6 protein-coding genes are annotated in these 19,630 nt (G+C 44.5%); 2 read left to right on the top strand and 4 right to left on the bottom strand.

Annotated elements, in window-relative coordinates; translation table 11 throughout:
- Nucleotides 1-15 precede the first annotated feature (15 nt).
- Both QR722_RS01585 and QR722_RS01580 read left to right on the top strand, forming a co-directional pair.
- Complete coding sequence (locus tag QR722_RS01585) at nucleotides 16-753, top strand: thioesterase II family protein (RefSeq protein WP_286285014.1); 738 nt, start codon at nucleotides 16-18, stop codon at nucleotides 751-753.
- Between the two features lie 15 nt (nucleotides 754-768).
- Nucleotides 769-1,485 (top strand): 4'-phosphopantetheinyl transferase family protein, encoded by a 717-nt coding sequence (locus tag QR722_RS01580; protein ID WP_286285013.1) that lies wholly within the window; start codon nucleotides 769-771, stop codon nucleotides 1,483-1,485.
- Here QR722_RS01580 and QR722_RS01575 read toward each other — a convergent pair.
- The 4 genes from QR722_RS01575 to QR722_RS01560 are packed head-to-tail and all read right to left on the bottom strand — an operon-like array spanning nucleotide 1,482 to nucleotide 19,503.
- Nucleotides 1,482-2,366: an alpha/beta fold hydrolase gene (locus tag QR722_RS01575; protein WP_286285012.1), complete on the bottom strand. Its 885-nt coding sequence runs from the start codon at nucleotides 2,364-2,366 to the stop codon at nucleotides 1,482-1,484. The genes QR722_RS01580 and QR722_RS01575 overlap by 4 nt on opposite strands.
- The gene (locus QR722_RS01570; RefSeq protein ID WP_286285011.1) at nucleotides 2,363-3,178 is read right to left on the bottom strand and encodes an alpha/beta fold hydrolase; all 816 of its coding nucleotides are present in this window, start codon (nucleotides 3,176-3,178) and stop codon (nucleotides 2,363-2,365) included. Before QR722_RS01570 ends, QR722_RS01575 begins: the two co-directional genes overlap by 4 nt.
- Before the next feature lies 1 nt (nucleotide 3,179).
- The gene (locus QR722_RS01565) at nucleotides 3,180-12,245 is read right to left on the bottom strand and encodes a non-ribosomal peptide synthetase/type I polyketide synthase (protein WP_286285010.1); all 9,066 of its coding nucleotides are present in this window, start codon (nucleotides 12,243-12,245) and stop codon (nucleotides 3,180-3,182) included.
- 1 nt (nucleotide 12,246) lies between these two features.
- On the bottom strand, nucleotides 12,247-19,503 hold the full coding sequence (locus QR722_RS01560) for a non-ribosomal peptide synthetase (RefSeq protein ID WP_286285009.1): 7,257 nt from the start codon (nucleotides 19,501-19,503) through the stop codon (nucleotides 12,247-12,249).
- Between the last annotated feature and the right edge of the window lie 127 nt (nucleotides 19,504-19,630).

Here is a 19,630-nt window from a genome sequence, read left to right as displayed (position 1 = left end):
AACAGGTAACCTAAATTGCAGACTAATAGTGCCAATTGGTTAAAACAAAGTCTTGTACAAACTCATCCTAGTTTAAGGCTGTTTTGTATCCCTTTTGCTGGCGCTGGAGCTTCAGCTTTTAATCAATGGCAACACCTCCTATCGGCCGATGTCCAGTTAAACGCGATTCAGTTACCAGGCCGAGAAAATCGCTTTGCAGAGCCTCCTATCAACAATATGCAAGAGCTAATTTCACAACTTGAACAGATAGTTATGCCGTACACTGATGAGCCATGGGCGGTTTTTGGGCATAGCATGGGAGCAGCAATAGGGTATGAATTAATCCGCAGCTTAGAAGCACGTGGCTGCAATCCACCAGCGAAATTTATTACGTCCGCCAAAACACCACCCAATATAGCCCTGAATCATGAGCCCATTGCAAACTTACCTGATGAATTATTGATTCAAGTCTTGGCCGAACGCTATGGTGCAGATATATCTGCGGGTCAACGTGAATTGCTGGAGTTGATGCTAAATACATTACGCGCTGACTTTCAGCTTATCGAGAATTATAACGTTGATGAGCGCGGATCCCTTACAACGGATATTTTAGCCTTGTGTGGCAGTCAGGATAATTCAGTTAGCTATCAACAAATGCTGGGTTGGTCCGAGTACACAAAAGGACAGTTTCAAATCGAAGTTATAGAAGGACCGCATTTTTACCTGCAAAGTGCCCGACAGCAACTGACGTCTTTACTCAATCAACATCTTTAAATGGTAAGCTAAATTTTGAATTATGTAGTGCCAAGACCGCCTCAGGGGCAAAAAAGGTTTATCGACATCTGGCACATAGAGCTTGATGGAATTGATAGTTCAGGCTACTTGAAAAGCACGTTTTTAGCTGAAGATGAACTCTACCGCGCTAGCCTTTTTAGATTTGAGCGGGATAAACAACGATTTTTAGCTCGTAGAATCGCATTGCGACGAATATTGAGTGAGTATTCAGGCATAGCTCCTGACCAACAGATAGTGTTGCGAAGTAATCAACAAAAGCCCTATATCAGCAACAGTTGGGTTCAATTCAATACCTCACATTCGGCAAATATTGCACTTGTTGGCGTAAGCAGTGAACCAATTGGAATTGATATTGAACAGCATAAAGAAGACGCGAATGAGTTACGCAAGCTAGCTAAGAGCATTTTAACTCCTGTGGAGTTGAATCAATTTAACGCACTTAGTAAGTCGCAAACGGCTAAGAGCTTTTATCAATACTGGACATTGAAAGAGGCCTATTTGAAGGCGATTGGATTGGGGTTGTCGATAGATCCTAGGCAACTTGAAATCAATTTAGCGTCATTGACAGTGACAAGTGTTCCTTGCATGCAAACTGCCGCTAAGTGGCACTTAATGCTGGTGAAATTACAGCAAAACTTTTCAGTTGCCATCGCCACTCCAGATGCCACACTGACGCCTAATTTACTCTTGTTCGCTGACCTGATTGACTAAAATGACTCAGGTCTTGATTCAAATTTATGCTGGACCCAGTCGCTCACAACCTGAATAAACTGATGTTGATGAGACAGGTTGGTAAATAAATGATCAGCACCGTCAACCACCTGAAAGTCCATTAAACTATTTTGCCTATAAGCATCAAGTTTATCGCCGATTAATACTGATAAAAATTGCTGACTGATATCTAATCCCGACATCAACATCAATACCGAGGTGTTGCGAGACAATAGAATATCTAACTCCTGACTAAAACTAGGGGTAGATTTCTCACTGGCATTTTTGCTGGATAATGGGTCCTTTGATGTTTCAAATGGACGAGTAAGTGTAGAAATAAGACGTCGATAATTAACTTTACCACTGATCAAATTCTTCCAAGCTCCGATTCGAAACACAGAATCAGTCCAATAGCGTTTTGCCCAAGCCTGACTAGCCAGTTCGTCATTCGCGGTATCATCCTGATAGTTAACTAATCCGATTCCCACAACTCGCTCATCGACTAAAGCAGTCTTAAACGCACAATATGCGCCCGAACAAATACCGACTAGAATAAAGCGTTCAAACCCTCTTTTTTGCAGATAATCCATCACTTCGGCAGGTTCTTGGGTGGCAATTTGGTAAATAGATAAGTTGTCTTGACGAGCAACGCTATCACCTATGCCAGATAAATCAAAACGGATGACGGAGCTTCCCTGTTGAGCTAAGTTCCTTGCCAGTTGCGTGTATATCCGTCCGGGTCCGGCATGATGTATCAGTCCAGAATTAAGTAACAGTACTGCAGTTTTTTGCTTGCTGATTAACCGATTTTCCCTTTGAGATGGTGTGAAAACCGCAACCAAACTATTGGTTGGTCCTACCAATAACGCTTCCTCATTCATCCCGCTACTCCTTCCAGCCATTGCGTCATGCTTTTTAATAATGACATGGGTACACGTGCCTGCATCGCTTGCTGGCGCCAAATATTACTGCTGTGAGCTGAAATCAGCGTCATAGATGACGTAGTTGCATCGGTTTGTTGCCATAGTTGATTGAGTTCAGTTACCACACATATTGGCTTGTGATATCCATCTACAATTTTTTGTGGCGTCAAGTTTAACTGCTCTAAATCGGCTGTAAAATGCTCAGATATAGGGAACCCCATCACTTCTAACAATTTATCAGGGCTGTTGGTGTATCCCAATGTCTGGGTATGCTGTTGCTGAATATCTTGCCATTCCTGTAATAGTTCTGCGCCACTCAAGCATGGACTCCATAGACATAAGCCATTTATGTCTTGCCGCTCAACTGCCGCATTAAAGAGTAAGCTAGCCCCTAAGCGTAAACCAGCGAGTGCAACATTTTGTACGCCTAAATGCTGTTTAAAGAAGTCAATTGCCCGGTTAATATCCTGCTGCCATAGTGCAAAATGCCCTTGCTGAAAATCTCCGGCTGAGTCTCCGCTGCCGCGATAGTCAAATCGCAGTACATCAAAACCGATTTTCGCCAGCATTGAAGCAAATTGTTTAAGTCCCCGATGGCAGCGTTCATATTCATGACCTAAAGGTTGACAGATTACTACCGCGCCCTTGTAGGCTAAATGATTGTTGGCCAGATGATGGCATGCAAAAATCCCATTATCATTCAGACCGATAAACATAGGCTTGATCTGTTCTGTATAGGGCTGTTGTGGGGCATTAGTTTGTCTATTCACATTACTGCCCCTTGTCATTAATCAAACTATCTTGATACATGGCTGCAATTTGCCCAACACTTTGTTGAAACAGCTCCCCTGGATGAATTCTCACTCCAGATTGTTGCTCAATTTGGTCTACTACTTTCATCGACAGTAACGAATGCCCGCCTAAATCAAAGAAATTATCGAGTCTGTCAACCTGCGGAACATTTAATACTCGGGCAAAAACGTTAGCTACTAATTGCTCGGCGTCTGTCAGCATTTTGTGCTCTTGACTACTATTAATCTGCTCAAAAACAGGCTCTATCAGTGCTTTACGATCGACTTTATTATTAGGTGTCATGGCAAATTCGTCTACCCAAGCAAATACAGCTGGAAGCATGTAATCTGGTAGCTTTAGTTGCAGAAATGCACGCAAGGAAGCGTTACTTGGAAGTGAATTATCATTCCCCTTCAACCATGCCACTAACCGTATATTTTCTGCTTCACCCCGCAGCGCCACCACCGCATCTTTGACATCTTCATGTTGACGTAAGCGAGTCTCAATTTCACCCAACTCAATACGATAACCCCGTAGTTTCACTTGATTATCAATGCGTCCTTTGATAATCACTCGACCGTCAGTTAGCCACTGGGCTGAATCTCCTGTTCGATATACTTTACCCGTTTCAATAGACTTTATTGGATTGAAGACAAATTGCTGTGCGTTTAAATCCTCTCGCTTGAAGTAATCCCTTACCACACCAGCTCCACCAATTAATAGTTCACCGGAAATCCCAGCGGGTAGTAAATTCATGCTTTTATCAACTATATAAAACTGTGTATTTGCAATAGGTCGGCCAACCGTAATCAGCTCGTCACTATCAACAATTTTCTCAACTGATGACCACACACAGGTTTCTGTCGGCCCATACATATTCCACACTGAATCGGTCAGCGACATCAGCTTGTTACACAATGCTTCGGTCAGTGGCTCGCCACCACATAGCGCTTTAATATGGAGTGGGTGTTGCCATCCACATTGCAGTAACAAATGCCATGTTGCTGGTGTCGCCTGCATCGCCGTGGCATGGCTATTTTTAAGTAAAGCTAGCAAGGCATGTCCATCCGACGCTTGCTGTGAATTGGCAATAACCAAACGAGCGCCTACCATAAGCGGCAGCCACAACTCCAGAACATGAATATCGAAACTAATAGTGGTGACGGCCACAAAGGTATCTTTGCTGTCTAAACCTGGCTGTTGAGCCATACTAAGTAAAAAATTGATCACGTTTCGACGCTCAATTCGCACCCCTTTCGGTAGCCCGGTCGAACCCGAGGTATAAATCACGTATGCCAGATTTTCAGGTTTGGCATGACAGACAATATCATCTTGATGCTGCACAAATTTGGGCCAACGTTCTTTAATCAACAACTGGCAATTATTGTCAGGCAGAGAGCTTTGCAACGATCCTGTAGTAAGTACTAACTTGGACTCTGAGTCTTTCAACATATAGTCGATGCGATCGGCAGGAAAGCTTGGATCTAATGGGACATAGCATCCCCCTGCCCGTAAAACTGCGAGCATCGCGACTAGCATGTCGGTGCTACGTTGGATAAAGATGGCTACCGGCACCTCTGGACCAACGCCCATGGTTTGGAGTTGGCGAGCCAAACTTTTAGAGTCGAGATCAAGTTGTTGGTAAGTCAGTATGTCGTCACCACAACGAAGCGCTTCTGCGGTTCCCTGAGTAATAAAGCTCGCGCACAGTAATTGCTCCAATTGCAGTTCTAATTTGTGAACATCAGTCAATTCAACTGACTTACCTTTCCAATCCCTTACCTGCTGTTCGATCTGAAGAGGCGACATCAACTGCAAATTGTCGATTGCAACGTTCGCATCGTCTAACACCTGATCTAACAAATGAATGTAATGGTCCGCCATTAGGGAGATGCGCTCATGATTGAATAACGCGGTATTAAATTCAAACCAAGCCGTCAAAGATTGATGTTTTGCGTCTTGACTGGCACCTTCTTCATAAACATATAGGCTCAAATCAAATTCAGAAATCCTATTATGAATTTCCTCTGGCTGCATGTTTACACCGTGACTTGTCTGAACACCGGCTTTACCTTGTGGCGCGTTCATAAAGACCATCATTACTTGAAATAGCGGAGACTGACTCCTATCACGCTCCGGATTAAGCGCTTGAACGACTTTCTCAAATGGCACGTTTGCATGTTCATTGGCATCTAGCACATCGGAACGTACCTGATGCAATAGCTGGCTGAATTTTGGATTAGCAGACAAATCACTGCGCAATACCAGGTTATTCACCAGTAGCCCAATAATGCTTTCAAACGCTCGTTGTGGACGGTTTGCTACCGGAGTGCCAACCACAATATCAGTTTGGCCACTGTATTTGGCCAGCAGAATATTAAAGACTGTCAACATTGCCATATAAACCGAAACGCCTTGGGATGCACAGAACCTGCGCAGCTTTGCTGCCATATCCAAAGATAATGAGATATCTACTTTGTCTCCAACAAAGGTTTGCAATGCAGGACGAACACGGTCCGTGGGCAACTCTATGCGGGTTGGTAGGCCATGCAGTTTTTGTCGCCAGAATGCCAAGCTCTCAACAATAGGCTTGGAATCAATGCCGTCACGCTGCCAATTAACAAACTCTGAATACTGCTTTGGCTTCTCAATGGCATGAGTTGATTCATCTAGGCTAAATACATGGTACAAACGTTCTAATTGATTAAAAAACAATTGCATAGACCACGCATCGATAATGATGTGATGAAGGGTGATAAGTAAAAAATGTTTGTCTGGACTAATCTCCACCAGCCGAAGGCGAATTAACGGACCACGCTCTAAGTCGAAAGGTTGATTGAGTTCCGTTTCAGATAGCAATTTCAGCTTATCTTCTACACTACCTTTCTCATCACTGCTGATGATAACTTTGGGCATCACTATTTCAACGTTTGGATGGACACATTGCCGTGGTTCGCCATCTACCTTATTGAAAGTCGTTCGCAGGCTTTGATGTTGTTTTGTGAGCTCGGATATTGCTTGATGAAGATACTCTGTTTTCACAGGACCGTTTATTTTTAATACCGAATGTTTGTTATGCAAGGTTGATTGGCTTTCAATCTGCTCCAGAAACCACACTCTTTCCTGGGCGAATGACAAAGGAAACTGCAGGCATGAGTTGTTTGAGGCTACGGTTTTACTCACTAAAACATCTGAACTAGTCACCTCTTTCGAGCTTAAGCCTTGTTCTAACATGAGCGTATCGACCAAGTGGAGGCAAATTCTCTCGAAGCACGCTAGCACACCTTTAATGGTTTGAGCTTCGTGACGTTGATGACTGAAGCCCACATTGATATGGGCCTGTCCCTGCTCAATCCAGATGTTAAATTCTAACAAGTGTGTTCGAATTTGCTGCGCATAGCGACTAGCCTGACATGGCTTTAATGGCGTAAATTCGCCCTTGGTTTCGTCATGTAAAACATTTCCCTGATAGAGAAAGACCACTTGAGGGGCGCTAGCATTTGAAGTTGTTTGTTGGGCATTAAATTGCTGCTTGTGTAATCCATAGCTCAAGCCTACCTCGCTTGCCTGCTCAGCCATTTTTTGCACGCTGGAAACACATGCCATTGGGTGGTTGAATGCTGGTACTGTGAAGTGCACTGGGTAGGCTTTGGTAAACCATCCCACCGTTCGGCTTACATCATAATCATCCTGCAGCACATCTCTACCGTGCTCCTCCAACTCGATAAGAATACGCGACTGCCCTGTAAATTCGGCTAAGGTGAGTACTAGGGTACTCAACAGGACGTCTTTTGCCTGTATGCCCAATTTACTTAGGCCTTTAGTCATACGGGCTGTTGTCGCACTATCCAATATTAACGTTTGCTGGCTGGCGGATGACACTGCATTATCACCATGTTGCGAATCGACCGGCAATCCTAACAATGTGAGATTTTCATACTCCCGCCAGTATTGATAATCTTGCTGACACTGCTGGCTAGTTGAATACTGCTGTAAGCCTGCTGCAAAGTCCTGAAATGAAATGGTTTTTGCTGGTAACTTAACCGGCCGACCAGCTTTAACAGCTAGCCATGCACTTCGCATGTCATCAAGAATAATATTAAATGATACGATATCCACTAATAAATGATGGATCACTATGAGCAAGGTAACATCGTTATTTAATGGGTTATCAAGCATTACAAAACGGTATAAATTCCCGCCATTCAAATTTAACGATGCGCTTTGTTGCTCGATGAGTGCAGCAAGCTCTGTATCCAAATCCTGCTGATTTTGACTTTTAAGGGCAATCCGCTCGAACTCCAATTTGTGTTCGTCCCCCTGCACTCTCTGCGTCCAGCCATCACTCACTTTTATAAATTGACTACGCAAGACATCATGCTGCAACACAATGGACTGCAATACTAGGCGAAGCTGCTCGGCGCTGATGAGTGTGGGCAAAGATAATTGATGGTATAAATTCCAATGTTCAGGGTGGGCAAATTCATTGGCAAAGAACCAGGACTGTATTGGCGTCAATGGCGTTTCACCGGTTATTAGCTGTTGCGGCTGGTGCTCGCAAGTGTGATCGTCACTGTCTGCGGTTTGGAGCGAACCATGCGCTTGAACTTGATCTTCCACTAATTTGGCAAGTGCTTCGATAGTTTGATTTTCAAACACCTGTCTAGCGGTAATCTTCAGGCCCTTTTGTGCGGCCCGGGAGGTCATTTGTAAGCTGACGATAGAGTCACCGCCCAATTCAAAAAAATTGTCGCTGATCGACAAATCATCAACGCCAAGCAGGTCTTGCCATATTGCGCTTAAAATTTGTTGTGCTGGGGTAAGGCTGGGATCAAAAACCTGTTGGTCAGATTGAAGCAGATGCTCTTTAACTTCAATACTACTAGCCGAACCTTGTATCGACTCTTGAGGCTGTTCGATACTATTAGGTGGACACAAGTTGCGGGTCGATACAATTACCTGCGGCCATCCACTTTGCAGGCTACGCAGTAATGCTTCTACTCCCTCGTCAGATTCAATGCGCTCTTGCGCACTTTCAGCGCCAGCAGTCTGACTCATACTACTACCAGACCAGGCATCCCAATTGATGCTCAACACAGGTGTCTGAGTGAACTGATTTGCTGAGTTAGCGAAGCCATCCAAATAGTAATTCGCTGCGCTGTATTCCCCTCTTCCTGGACGGTCAATAAATGAGGTTAACGATGAACATAACAGCATAAAGTCCATCTTAATATCTGCAAATGTGTGATTTAGATTCCAGGTTCCGATCACCTTTGAAGAAAACACCTGTTGTATTGTCTGCTGTTGCATAGTCGCAATAATGCCACCACCGGGCACGCCTGCGGCGTGAATCAATCCATTTATCTCACCGAAGCGTTCTAGCACCTGTTTCTTCACATTCTCTAAGCCGACAGAATCGGCGACGTCAACTGCTACCGACATGACATTTGCAGCCACTTCTTGTAACTCTTTAACCGCTCGAATTTTGCTTGAAACCCCATCGCTTTCGGGATGCTGCGCTAACCATGCATCCCACTCATTTTGTTGCGGTAAGGCTTCTCTGCTAAGTAAAATCAAATTTGCTTGGTACTGTTGTGCCAAATGTTTAGCAAAAGCCAAACCCATGGCGCCCAGACCACCGGTAATAAGATAGGTACCTCCTACTCTAAGTCGGCTGATGGCGGTATTACTCGGTGGTAATTCAACATTCTGCAACTGTTGAGTCCAGCGTTGGCCAAATTGGTAATTTATTAACAGCGGCCCATCCTCTGCTAAGCACTCTGCTATCAGTCCAGTCGCTTGGATCATTGCTGGTTCATTAACATTGATAAACCTCGCCTTTAAACCTACGTATTCAGCTTGCAGGCTACGCAGCAACCCTAGTGGCATGAGGCGTTGCGGCATACATTCAGTTTGAGGATTAACCGAACAGGCATTGCGGCTCACATAGTTGAATTGCAGTTGGCTAAAATCCAATACACTGAGCAGACTTTGCAACAAGGCGAGTAAATTGTAGAACGGCGCTGAATCAGGCGGCTGTTCAGCACAAGAGCGGATTTCCCGAGTATTGATTACCACAATATGGTTTGGGACAAAATCCCCCAGCGTCTTGGCCAAATTAGCCAATGAAGCCGAACTGCTATATTCAGCGATACTTATAACATCTATCTTTTGAGCCGCTAATTCGATTTTAATTTGCTGCAGAAACTCTGCATCCTCTGATAATACTAACCAGCGTTGTTGAGGATCAGTGATTGGTGTTTTGAAGTTCAATTTTTGCGATTGCCAAGTCGGCGCATAAAACCATTGATGCAGTGGCATTTTTTGCTCAACGTTAACTTTTTGAGTATTAAAATTGGCCGCAGGACTATGCTGCTGAGGCTCGACCCAACATAGCTTTCGTTGAAACGGGTAGGTTGGCAAGGGCACGCGCCGACCCGAAGTAGGCATTAATGGTTCAGCTAATTCAACTCCATAAGTCCATAACTTCGCATGAGCAGCATTGAAAAACACATCATCGCCAACCTCTTCCAACGAATGTCGAAATGAGTTAATACAACTCACCTCAGCAGGCTTGTCGGCACAAGCTCGCAACAATGAGCTCAATGTATTACCAGGACCACACTCGATAAACACTTGGCCTGATTGCGCGAGTAGCGTTTGTGCTGCTGCGGCAAAATCAACCGGCTGACGAATATTGTCGAGCCAATATTGCTTAGTTGTCACCACCTCTGGGGCAACGAGTTTGCCGGTAACTGTCGAGATCATCTCAATGTTTGGAGAATTTAGCTGACAAGTAGACAACAGGTTTTCAAATTCGGATAACATCGGCTCCATCATGGCAGAATGGAAACCATGGGAGGTTTGCAGTAGTTTACAGGTTACGCCTTGGCGCTCTAAAGATTCGGCAACGGCAGTAATGTCGTTTGCCGGGCCAGACACTACGCAGAGCTCAGGGGAGTTAATTGCAGCAATAGAAAGTGCCTCAGATAAATATGGGCGGGTTTGTGCAGCAGACAAACGCACTGATAACATATCACCTGCGGGTAATGACTGCATCATTGCCCCTCGCTTGGCGACTAACAATAATGCATCTTCCAGACTAAACACACCCGCTACACAGGCTGCAGCATATTCGCCGATGCTATGACCTAGCACAACCGCAGGCTGGATACCTTTAGATTGCCACAACTTAGCTAAGGCATAGCCCATCACGAACAGCGCTGGTTGCGTAAATGCGGTCTGGGTTAAAGTATCAGTTGCATGGTCCACTTGTCCGCCAAGCTCTGGATACAATATATGCCTAATATCCACCTCCATATGGGCCAGTAGCATACTGGCACATAGGTCTACCTGTTGGGCAAACACAGGTTCATTCTGATATAGGCCACGTCCCATGTTGACATACTGGGAACCTTGCCCAGGAAACATAAAACCAATACTGGAAGATTCACCAAAGCTTTGTGCGGTCACTAAACTCGGTGAGCTCGGTGAGCTAAGAATGTCAATTGCCTGCTGAGTGTTTTGACAAATCATTGCCCGTCGATGGGAGAATCGCTCTCGTCCAATATTCAGCGTAAAGGCTATATTCCTGATGCTGGGGCAATCTGTTGATAAAAGAGCCTCAAGTAAAAGTTGCTTATAATCATCTAACGCAGCCTTACTTTGAGCCGACCAACCGAGTAGATAACTAGCTTCCGGATCAGCTTCGAGCGGTATTAATAAGTCCTCTGGTGTTTCTTCCAATATGATGTGCGCGTTAGTGCCACCAATACCGAATGAGCTGACTCCACCTCTTCTTGGAAAAGGCCCTGCTTGCCACGGCTTGCAACTGTGATTTACATAAAAGGGAGTTTGTTCAAAATTAATAACTGGATTGGGATGACTAAAGTTCAAACTTGGCGGTAAGGTTTTATGCTTTAGAGCTAGGACGGTTTTGATTAAACCCGCAACCCCTGCACCTGCGTCTAAGTGTCCAATATTTGTTTTTACCGAACCCACAGCACAAACATTCTTGTCTACATCAGGCCCAAATGCTTTGGTCAGCGCCGCAATTTCTATAGGATCACCCATAGGGGTGCCGGTACCATGACATTCAATGTTTGAGATTGACTTCGCTTCTACGTCCGCCATTAATAATGCTGTTTGAATAACATCAACCTGACCATCCAATCCAGGCGCGGTGAAACCAACTTTAGCTTGGGCATCATTGTTTGAGGCAGACCCTAGAATAATAGCTTCAATATGATCGCCATCCTCTATCGCGTCTGCCAATCGTTTTAATACAACAATACCGCCTCCATCTCCTTTTAATGTGCCACTGGCTTTTTCATCAAATGCACGGCAATGACCGTCTGGCGAATAGATCATGCCTTCTTGATATTGATATCCCCAATTTCGCGGTAATGTTATAGACACGCCACCAGCTAATGCTAGATCACAAGATCCTGAAATTAACTGCTGGCAAGCCACATGGGTGGCGACCAATGATGTCGAACACGCAGATTGAATGGTAAAACTGGAACCGCTCAGACCAAGTTTATAGCTTGCTCTGGTTGCCAAGAAATCACTTTGATTTAAAACATTGGCTTGAAAATCTGATATGGCGGCAAGCACTTGCTGATTTTTACGTACATTGGCTTCGAGATAAGTATTAGTGCTGGTGCCAGCAAAAATACCGACCGGAACTTGCATTGATTTAGGCGCATAACCTGCGTTTTCCAAGGCCTCCCAAGCTAATTCGAGAAACAGTCGTTGCTGTGGATCCATCACCCCCGCTTCTCGAGGGGTGTAACCGAAAAACCTAGCATCAAAGGTGTTGTAATGGTTTACTGCGCCATGGGCAGGAATGAAATTGGATTGCCTGACCACTTCGGGGTCATGGCCTAAATCAATTAACTCTTGCTGACTGAAGCGTTGAATAGATTCCACGCCGTTGCTGAGATTTCGCCAAAATGCGTCAACATTATCGGCCCCTGGAAAGCGACATGACATACCCACAACGGCAATTTCAAAGCCATTAAACCTGTCTTCATTATCCGACATTTTATCTTCCTTGGCGTTTTTTCAATGCAGCCATTTTTGCTAATCGTTGTTGTCCGCTTACTTTACTTTTTTGCTGCGTAAGTTGTGCAGAGGTTGCCTTCACAGGTGAACCATTTTGCAATTCATCAAGATAGGCAGCGAGACTTTTTATGGTGGTGTATTGAAACAAATCAACTAAGGAAATATTCTGCTTGAGCGATTCGGATAAAAGGGTCTGCACCTGAGCCATTTTGAGAGAATGGCCGCCAATATCGAAGAAATTTTGCTGCACATCGATGGCATCAATTGACAATACGCTCTTCCATATATCACTGATTAAGGTCTCCATATTAGACTTAGCAGTTGTAACAACACGTTCGGTACTAGCCCGCAAAGACTCAGGAGTAGGCAAGGCTTTTCTGTCCACCTTTCCGTTCAAACTAAGGGGTAAACTGGGTAATACGAAAATTTGCGCTGGCACCATATAGTCAGTTAAAGATTGTTTTAAAAACTCACGAATACTTTGCGGATCAAGCGTCGCTGGATCCAATGCACTAACATAACCAATTAGCTGAATATCACTATCCAAGGTTTGATGCGTCACTACAACAGCTTCCGTTACGCCGTTGAATTTCCGCAATAATGACTCGATTTCACCCAGTTCTATTCTGAATCCACGCACTTTGACCTGATGGTCGATTCGCCCAAGAAATTCAATCGCACCATCGGTTCGGTAACGGACTAAATCGCCGCTACGATACATCCGAGCATTGGCAGTTTTTGAATAAGGATTCGGTACAAATCGTTCGGCGTTTAATTGCGGTCTAGATAAATACTCTCGCGCCAACCCTACTCCGGCTATACAAAGCTCGCCAGGCATACCGGCTGGAAGCAGATTTAACTGTGAATCAACAATATACAGTTGTGTATTTGCCACAGGGCGACCAATTACAGGCACACCACCATCAGTAGCAAAACACTCCGCGTAACTTGCCCAAATAGTGGTTTCGGTTGGGCCATAGAGATTGAAGAAACGGCGTTGCGAGTTCGCCCATCGCTTAACTAATGACTCAGGGCAAGCTTCCCCAGCGACTGTCACAACCTGCAAATTTGGTAATGACACATCAGGCAATGCGTTTAAAGCAGTCGGAGGTAAAGTAACCACTTCTATTTGATGTTTCTCAAGGAAATGAGCCAATGCTGGGCCGGGTAAAATATCTTCTTTTGCGCCCATGAATAACGTACCACCGGATCCCCACGCCATCGCCAACTCAAAAGCTGAGGCATCAAAGCTCATTGAGGCAAACTGCAGTACTTTCATACCTTGGCGCAAACCAAATGTATCGATTTGGGCCTGAGCAATATTGCACCAACCTCGATGCTCAATCAGGACTCCCTTTGGTGTTCCTGTGGAGCCTGATGTATATATGACATAAGCCAAGTCATGGGGCGAAACTCCATGCTTAAGATTATGTGTAGGAAATTCACTAACGGACAGTGCATCATCAAAATGCACTATATTGATATCATGCTCAATAAAACGTTCGGACAAGGCACTGCGAGTTAGCAAGATATTGGCCTTTGAATCATCAAGCATGAACGCCAAACGATTTTGCGGATAAGAGGGATCTAGAGCGAGATAAGCCGCTCCCGATTTGAGAATCGCAAGCACACAGATAATGGTATCTAGTGATCGCTCAATGCATATTGCGACGATGCTATTACTAGTTGCCCCACTTGCCATTAATTTACGCGCTAACTGATTAGCTTTAGCATTCAGTTGTTGATAAGACATAGACTGCCCTGCATAAACTACAGCAGCCTGCTCAGGGTGCCGCAACACCATGGACTCAAACAATTGATGCATGCATTTGTCATCTAAAAATTTAGCGTCTGTCTGATTGCGGCGCTTTAATAAAGCTATTTCGCGGGGAGATAATATATCTATGCTATCGACAAGTTGGTGAGGGCGACTAACAATACTTTCGAGTATACGTTGATAATTCTCCCCCATTAATTCAATACTCTGAGCGGTAAACAAGTCTGTATTAAACTCCCAATAGGCTATAATTTCTGAGGTTGTAGCCTCGAGGGTTAGATGCAGATCATATTTGGATGTGCCAAGGTCTGCTTCCATTACTGAAAATGCCAAATCAGCAGATTGACTGGTGGTTAAATTCGGGTCTCTGAAATCAAATGCAATTTGAAATAGCGGTGAGCGACTGGTATCCCGCGGAGGCTGGAGTTTATCGGTAAGATATTCAAATGGAATATTATGATTGGCCACAGCATCTAAGGTGGTCTGTTTAACATTCTGCAGTAAGTGTTCGAAGCTGATGCCTTGTTCAACGACAGTCCTTAACACTACTGGATTGACAAAAAAGCCAATCAAATTTTCGATTTCCGCATAGTCCCGGTTGGCCACGACCGTGCCTATCAGCACATCACGCTGCTGAGAGTAACGATATAGCAAAACGTTAAACGCGCTTAACATCATGACAAAATGAGTGACATTTTGTTGTGTAGAAAATTGCTGAATTTGACCACTCAACAGAGTCGGGATTCGCTGTACCAGTCGTTTACCCGAATACGTCTGCACTTGGGGTCGTGGATAGTCTGTTGGGATAGTAAAACCCGACAACCCACCTTTGAGTGTGCTTTGCCAAAACTGTAGTTGAGAAGCATAGTCTCCAGATTCAAGGCGGCTTTGTTGCCAGGCCGCGTAATCTGCATATTGAACGGGGTTGATTGGAAGTGTCAAAGGGGACGGACTGCAATAAAGTTGTTCAAATTGCTTAAACAACACACTCATTGACCAGCCGTCACTAATAATGTGATGTAAGGTCAACGCCAAATAAAATTTGCCGCTGTGATCAATCAGTGTTGCGTGCATTAAAGGTCCAGAGGTCAAATCAAAATGATGACTGCCAAGTTGGATCAATGCCGCTTCAAATTGGCTCGCACTATTCACAGACAGTTGACCAATATTGATATCCAATTTTTCTAAAACAGTTAGCTGAGGTACACCCTGATGAGATGGGAAAACGCTTCTTAAGCTCTCCTGACTAGCAACAATTTCATTCAGGCAGGCTCTAATTTTGGCCACTTCAGGGGTTGAATTGAAACCAATATAGGCCGTTACATTATACCCGCTGGTCGAAATATCGAGTTGTTCAATAAACCACAATCTCTTTTGGGCAGAGGACAATGGTATTGGTTTGGAGCGTTCTAACATTGGAATATCGACATGTTGAGACTGGCTGTTTTGCAAAGCCTGGTCGATAGCCTGGGCTTGCAATTGGCATGTTGGCGCGCCAAAGATATTTTTTAGCGTCCATTGCACGGCAAATTGATTACTTATCGCGGCAATTAATTTCGTCGCCGTGATAGACTGCCCACCTACATCGAAAAAGTTCCAATGAATACTCACAGTGTCAATAGCCAACACTTTTTTCCATATATCCACTAAGGCTTTCTGTGTTGGGGTCTGCGCAGCAATAATTTCAGAGTTTCCTTGGCAAGCGACAACCTCCAAAGCGGCGTAATCTACATCCCCGTTTTCCAGTCGAGGAATATGCTCTACATAAAATACCGCAGCTGGTAGTTTATGAGCAAAATCGTCTTGAAATTCAACCTGTAGATTATCACTATCCTGCTCACCCGCGACAAAGACCGCTGGCAAAAGCCTGTTTTCGACTTGCTGATTTAATAGACCAATTACCTCGTTATCGGGGTCTAATCCTACAATAAATTGACCTGGATCGGGCTGATTCAAGATTAATCGAAGACTATTTAGCGCCGCTTCAATATCTAATTCCAGAATCCCTCTGGATCGTAAGGCATCGATGGCAAGATTACCTTCACTCATTCCAGTAGAACGCCAAGAGGACCAGTTGATATCAAAGCACCTCACGCCTTTTGCGCGCAATTTATGCGAGACTGCATCAAGCATGCAACTTGCTACAGCGTAGGAGCCTATCAATGCACCACCAAACACCCCGGCGGTTGATGAAAAGTTCACCATATACGCATTACTATATTTCGCCACAATCTGACTTAAGGATAAGGCTCCCATTAACTTAACTGATTCAAGTTGGCGAAAGCCTTGAGCAGTTTCATTTTTTAGGTCTACTTCATGATAATTACCCGCTAAATGAAATACCCCTTTTAATTCAATCGGCTGGCTGTTTAACCAGTCTTCTATAACGGAAGCCGTGGCGACCGAGTCGGTCAAATCAACACTGGCATACTTCAAGTGATGGTGGTTCTTTAATAGAGAGTTAAATGCTTGATGTTTAAAGGCGAGTTGCTCTTGTGTGGTGCTGCCTAACACTAGAACCTGGGCATAGGTTGAGCGCAGCAGGACTTTTGTTAATATTTGACCAATCCCTCCTGTCCCGCCAGAGATAACGAAGCCTGAGGGCTTTTCGGCAAATAATGGGTCTTGCTGGATTTTGGTCAAAACACAAGGGCTTAATCCAGACCTAAAACGCAAACCATCGCGCCATGCGATATCTCGCCCATCGCGACTAGCTGTTAATTCCGAGCAAATTATGTCAGCCAAATTTGCTTGGCTAAAATCAAGGTCGACAAGGTGGTAGTTTAGCTGCGGAATTTCTTGTCTGAGGGTTTTGATTAGCGCCGGCAATCCTGAATGAGCCAGATTAATTGCGCTACCACTCAGTGGCTGGGCTGCGTCACTGATAATAGCTAACTGCTTCTTGCTAGCAAGGCCCCCTAGGCTGGAGAGCCCGTTAGCGCATGCTGATATGGCACAATGCAAATGTGCTGAGGCACTGTGTGCGTTTGATTGAAACTGCTCTATTTGTGGCCATAGACACAAGATCTGTTGAATACTCTTTCCACCTGCCTCCAAGACGTCAAATAACTCAGCGTAATCCGTCGCACAATCCGGGCGAATTTGATAATGCGATACGTCATGTAAATTTAACTGATCACCCGCATTGACTAAAATTGGTCTTGCACCGAGAGCCGCAAGTCCTTTGCTGATCTCTAGACATAGATGAGATTCATCCCCTAATATAACTACCTGCTGCATAGCCAAATCATAAGCATTATGGGGATTGCTGCGCTGCCATTCCAATTGATAGAACCACGCAGGTAAACAATGATTGCCCAACAAAATATCTGCCGATTTTATCTGTTGGTGGTATTCACCAGCTTCAAATGCAGCTTTTAATTTAGTACGCTGAATTTTGCCGATAGAGGTTTTAGGGATATCTGTACTTTCAAGTGGCACTATATAATGAGGGCTTACACCAGCTTTACTGGTGATTTGGCCTTTAATATTGCGGATTAATTTTGCACTTAAAGCCCCTTCACAGACAAAGAAAACTGCTAGGCGTTCAGCGCCATTCAAACGGGGATCGGCAACAGCACAAGCGGCTGTATATGACCGTGTGACACCTTCAATGTCCTCAACAATATTCTCAATCCCCGGACCAGAATAATTCACGCCATTCACGATGATGACGTCTTTTTCGCGACCCGTTATGGTTAGCTTTCCATCGATTAATTTGCCTAAATCACCGGTGTTAAACCACCCATCGTCGGTGAATGCTTCTTCATTTTCGGCTTCGTTTTGATAGTAACCTGCAAATACCGTGTGACCTTTCACTTGTAACCGCCCTATCTCTCCTTCTTTAAGTACACACCCTTGGGTATCAGTGATCCGCATAGTGTCACCTGGGATCGGGGGGCCAACTGACACGTGGGTATCAGTATCACTGGTACTGTGTAATTCGAAATCTCGGGCGTAGGTTATGCCAGATGAGGTTTCAGACATTCCCCATGCTGGACACATGGCATGCTTCGACAATCCAGAGGCTTGCAGTAGTTGTAAGAACTGCCTAGCGGTTGCTGCAACTACTGCTTCACCTCCATTTAACACCAACTTAAGGGCAGATAAATCCCATTTTCGTTGTTCGATTTCATCGCTCAAACCGGCTATTAAACCAAACGCAAAGTTAGGAGCAAAGGTCACGGTAGCCTGATAGCGCTCTAGCAAATCCAACCATTTTAGTGGCGCTTGCAAAATGTCTGGGGCAGCCACATGAATTTGAGTGCAACCTAAATAAACATCACGGATATGAAAATAAATAATACCCGCCACATGATCCAGTGGCATCCAGTTCAAAGAGCGACTTTGCTGGCTAAACCCATTAACTTGAATACTTCCAATCGAACGACAAATTAGATTTTTATGGGTTAGGGGGACTCCTTTAGGGGCGCCTGTTGACCCCGAAGTCAACATGATGAGGGTTACATCATCAGCCGAAGCTTGATGATAATTATGTGCGGCAGTGCAATTTAGCAAATCAGTGTAGTTTATGACCTTCAGACTTGCCCTGCCCTCAGGCCAAGGCATGCTAGTTATTTCATTGAACAGATCGGCACTGGTTATAATAGCAGCCTCGCCTAGCATTAAACTGACTCGCTGCAGATTCTCAATGCCCGCTTCATCAACCTGATAATCGGCAGGAACGGCCATGGGCACAGGCACAAAACCTCCTAACAAACATCCCCAAAATGCAACCAAAAATTGAGCATTATCGCGGAACTGGAAAATGATCGGCTCACCTGGCTCAAAGCCGTTTTGACGAAGGCCATTTAACACACGGCTTGCCTGAGCGAGCAGTTGCTTATAATCGTAAGACGTTTCTTCTAAGTTGCTGTATGAAATTATCTGCTTTGGAATGCTTTCTGCTGCTGACCGCACTAGACAATCGATTAAAACCTCTGGGGAATTGGCGGGAATAGTTAAACTGCCTCCATCACTAATAGCTAACTTCTGGCCATCACTGATAGCTTCAGAGCGAATCGTTTTGTTGTGTAAATTGGTACCAATTTGGGAGACTGGATATTGAATTAAATCGTCCAGATACAAAGGTGGGGTGTGCTTGCTTGCTGAAGCCAGAATCGCCACAACATCTTGTTGTTCGAATTGCTCTTGGCACTTGGCCAAATTATGCTCTAAGCCCTGCTGGTCGAAAACACTTAACGTTTCAAGTGCGAAAACATCAACGTCGCCGTCTAGATTATAAGGCAAGGTATTAATCGGCACCCAAAAATCTGGCCTATCTTGCTCGGCAAGCAGCTTTATAACTGTGGATTGTAACTCAGCTAAATTATGAGACTCTTCAGCGACAAAATATAAAATTGATTGTAATTGACCAGCAGTATTTTTTATCTTGTGAAGATAACAGTCGGATATACCTAAAATACCACGAATCGTTCGTTCAACTTGACTACCCTGCATGGAAATTATGTCCTTTAATTTGCCCATCAAACTCTATTGGGGTGCGATTTCCATCAATCTAGAAATCCAAGAGCGAAGAGTTCGTCCTTGGCCCAATTTCTTTCTCTTTCAGCACCTTAAATTGATT

The organism is Aliiglaciecola sp. LCG003, assembly GCF_030316135.1.
In the GTDB taxonomy this organism is placed as follows: Bacteria; Pseudomonadota; Gammaproteobacteria; order Enterobacterales; family Alteromonadaceae; genus Aliiglaciecola.
Note: the sequence above shows the minus strand (reverse complement) of the source record. Positions and strands in the feature narration are given on the sequence as shown.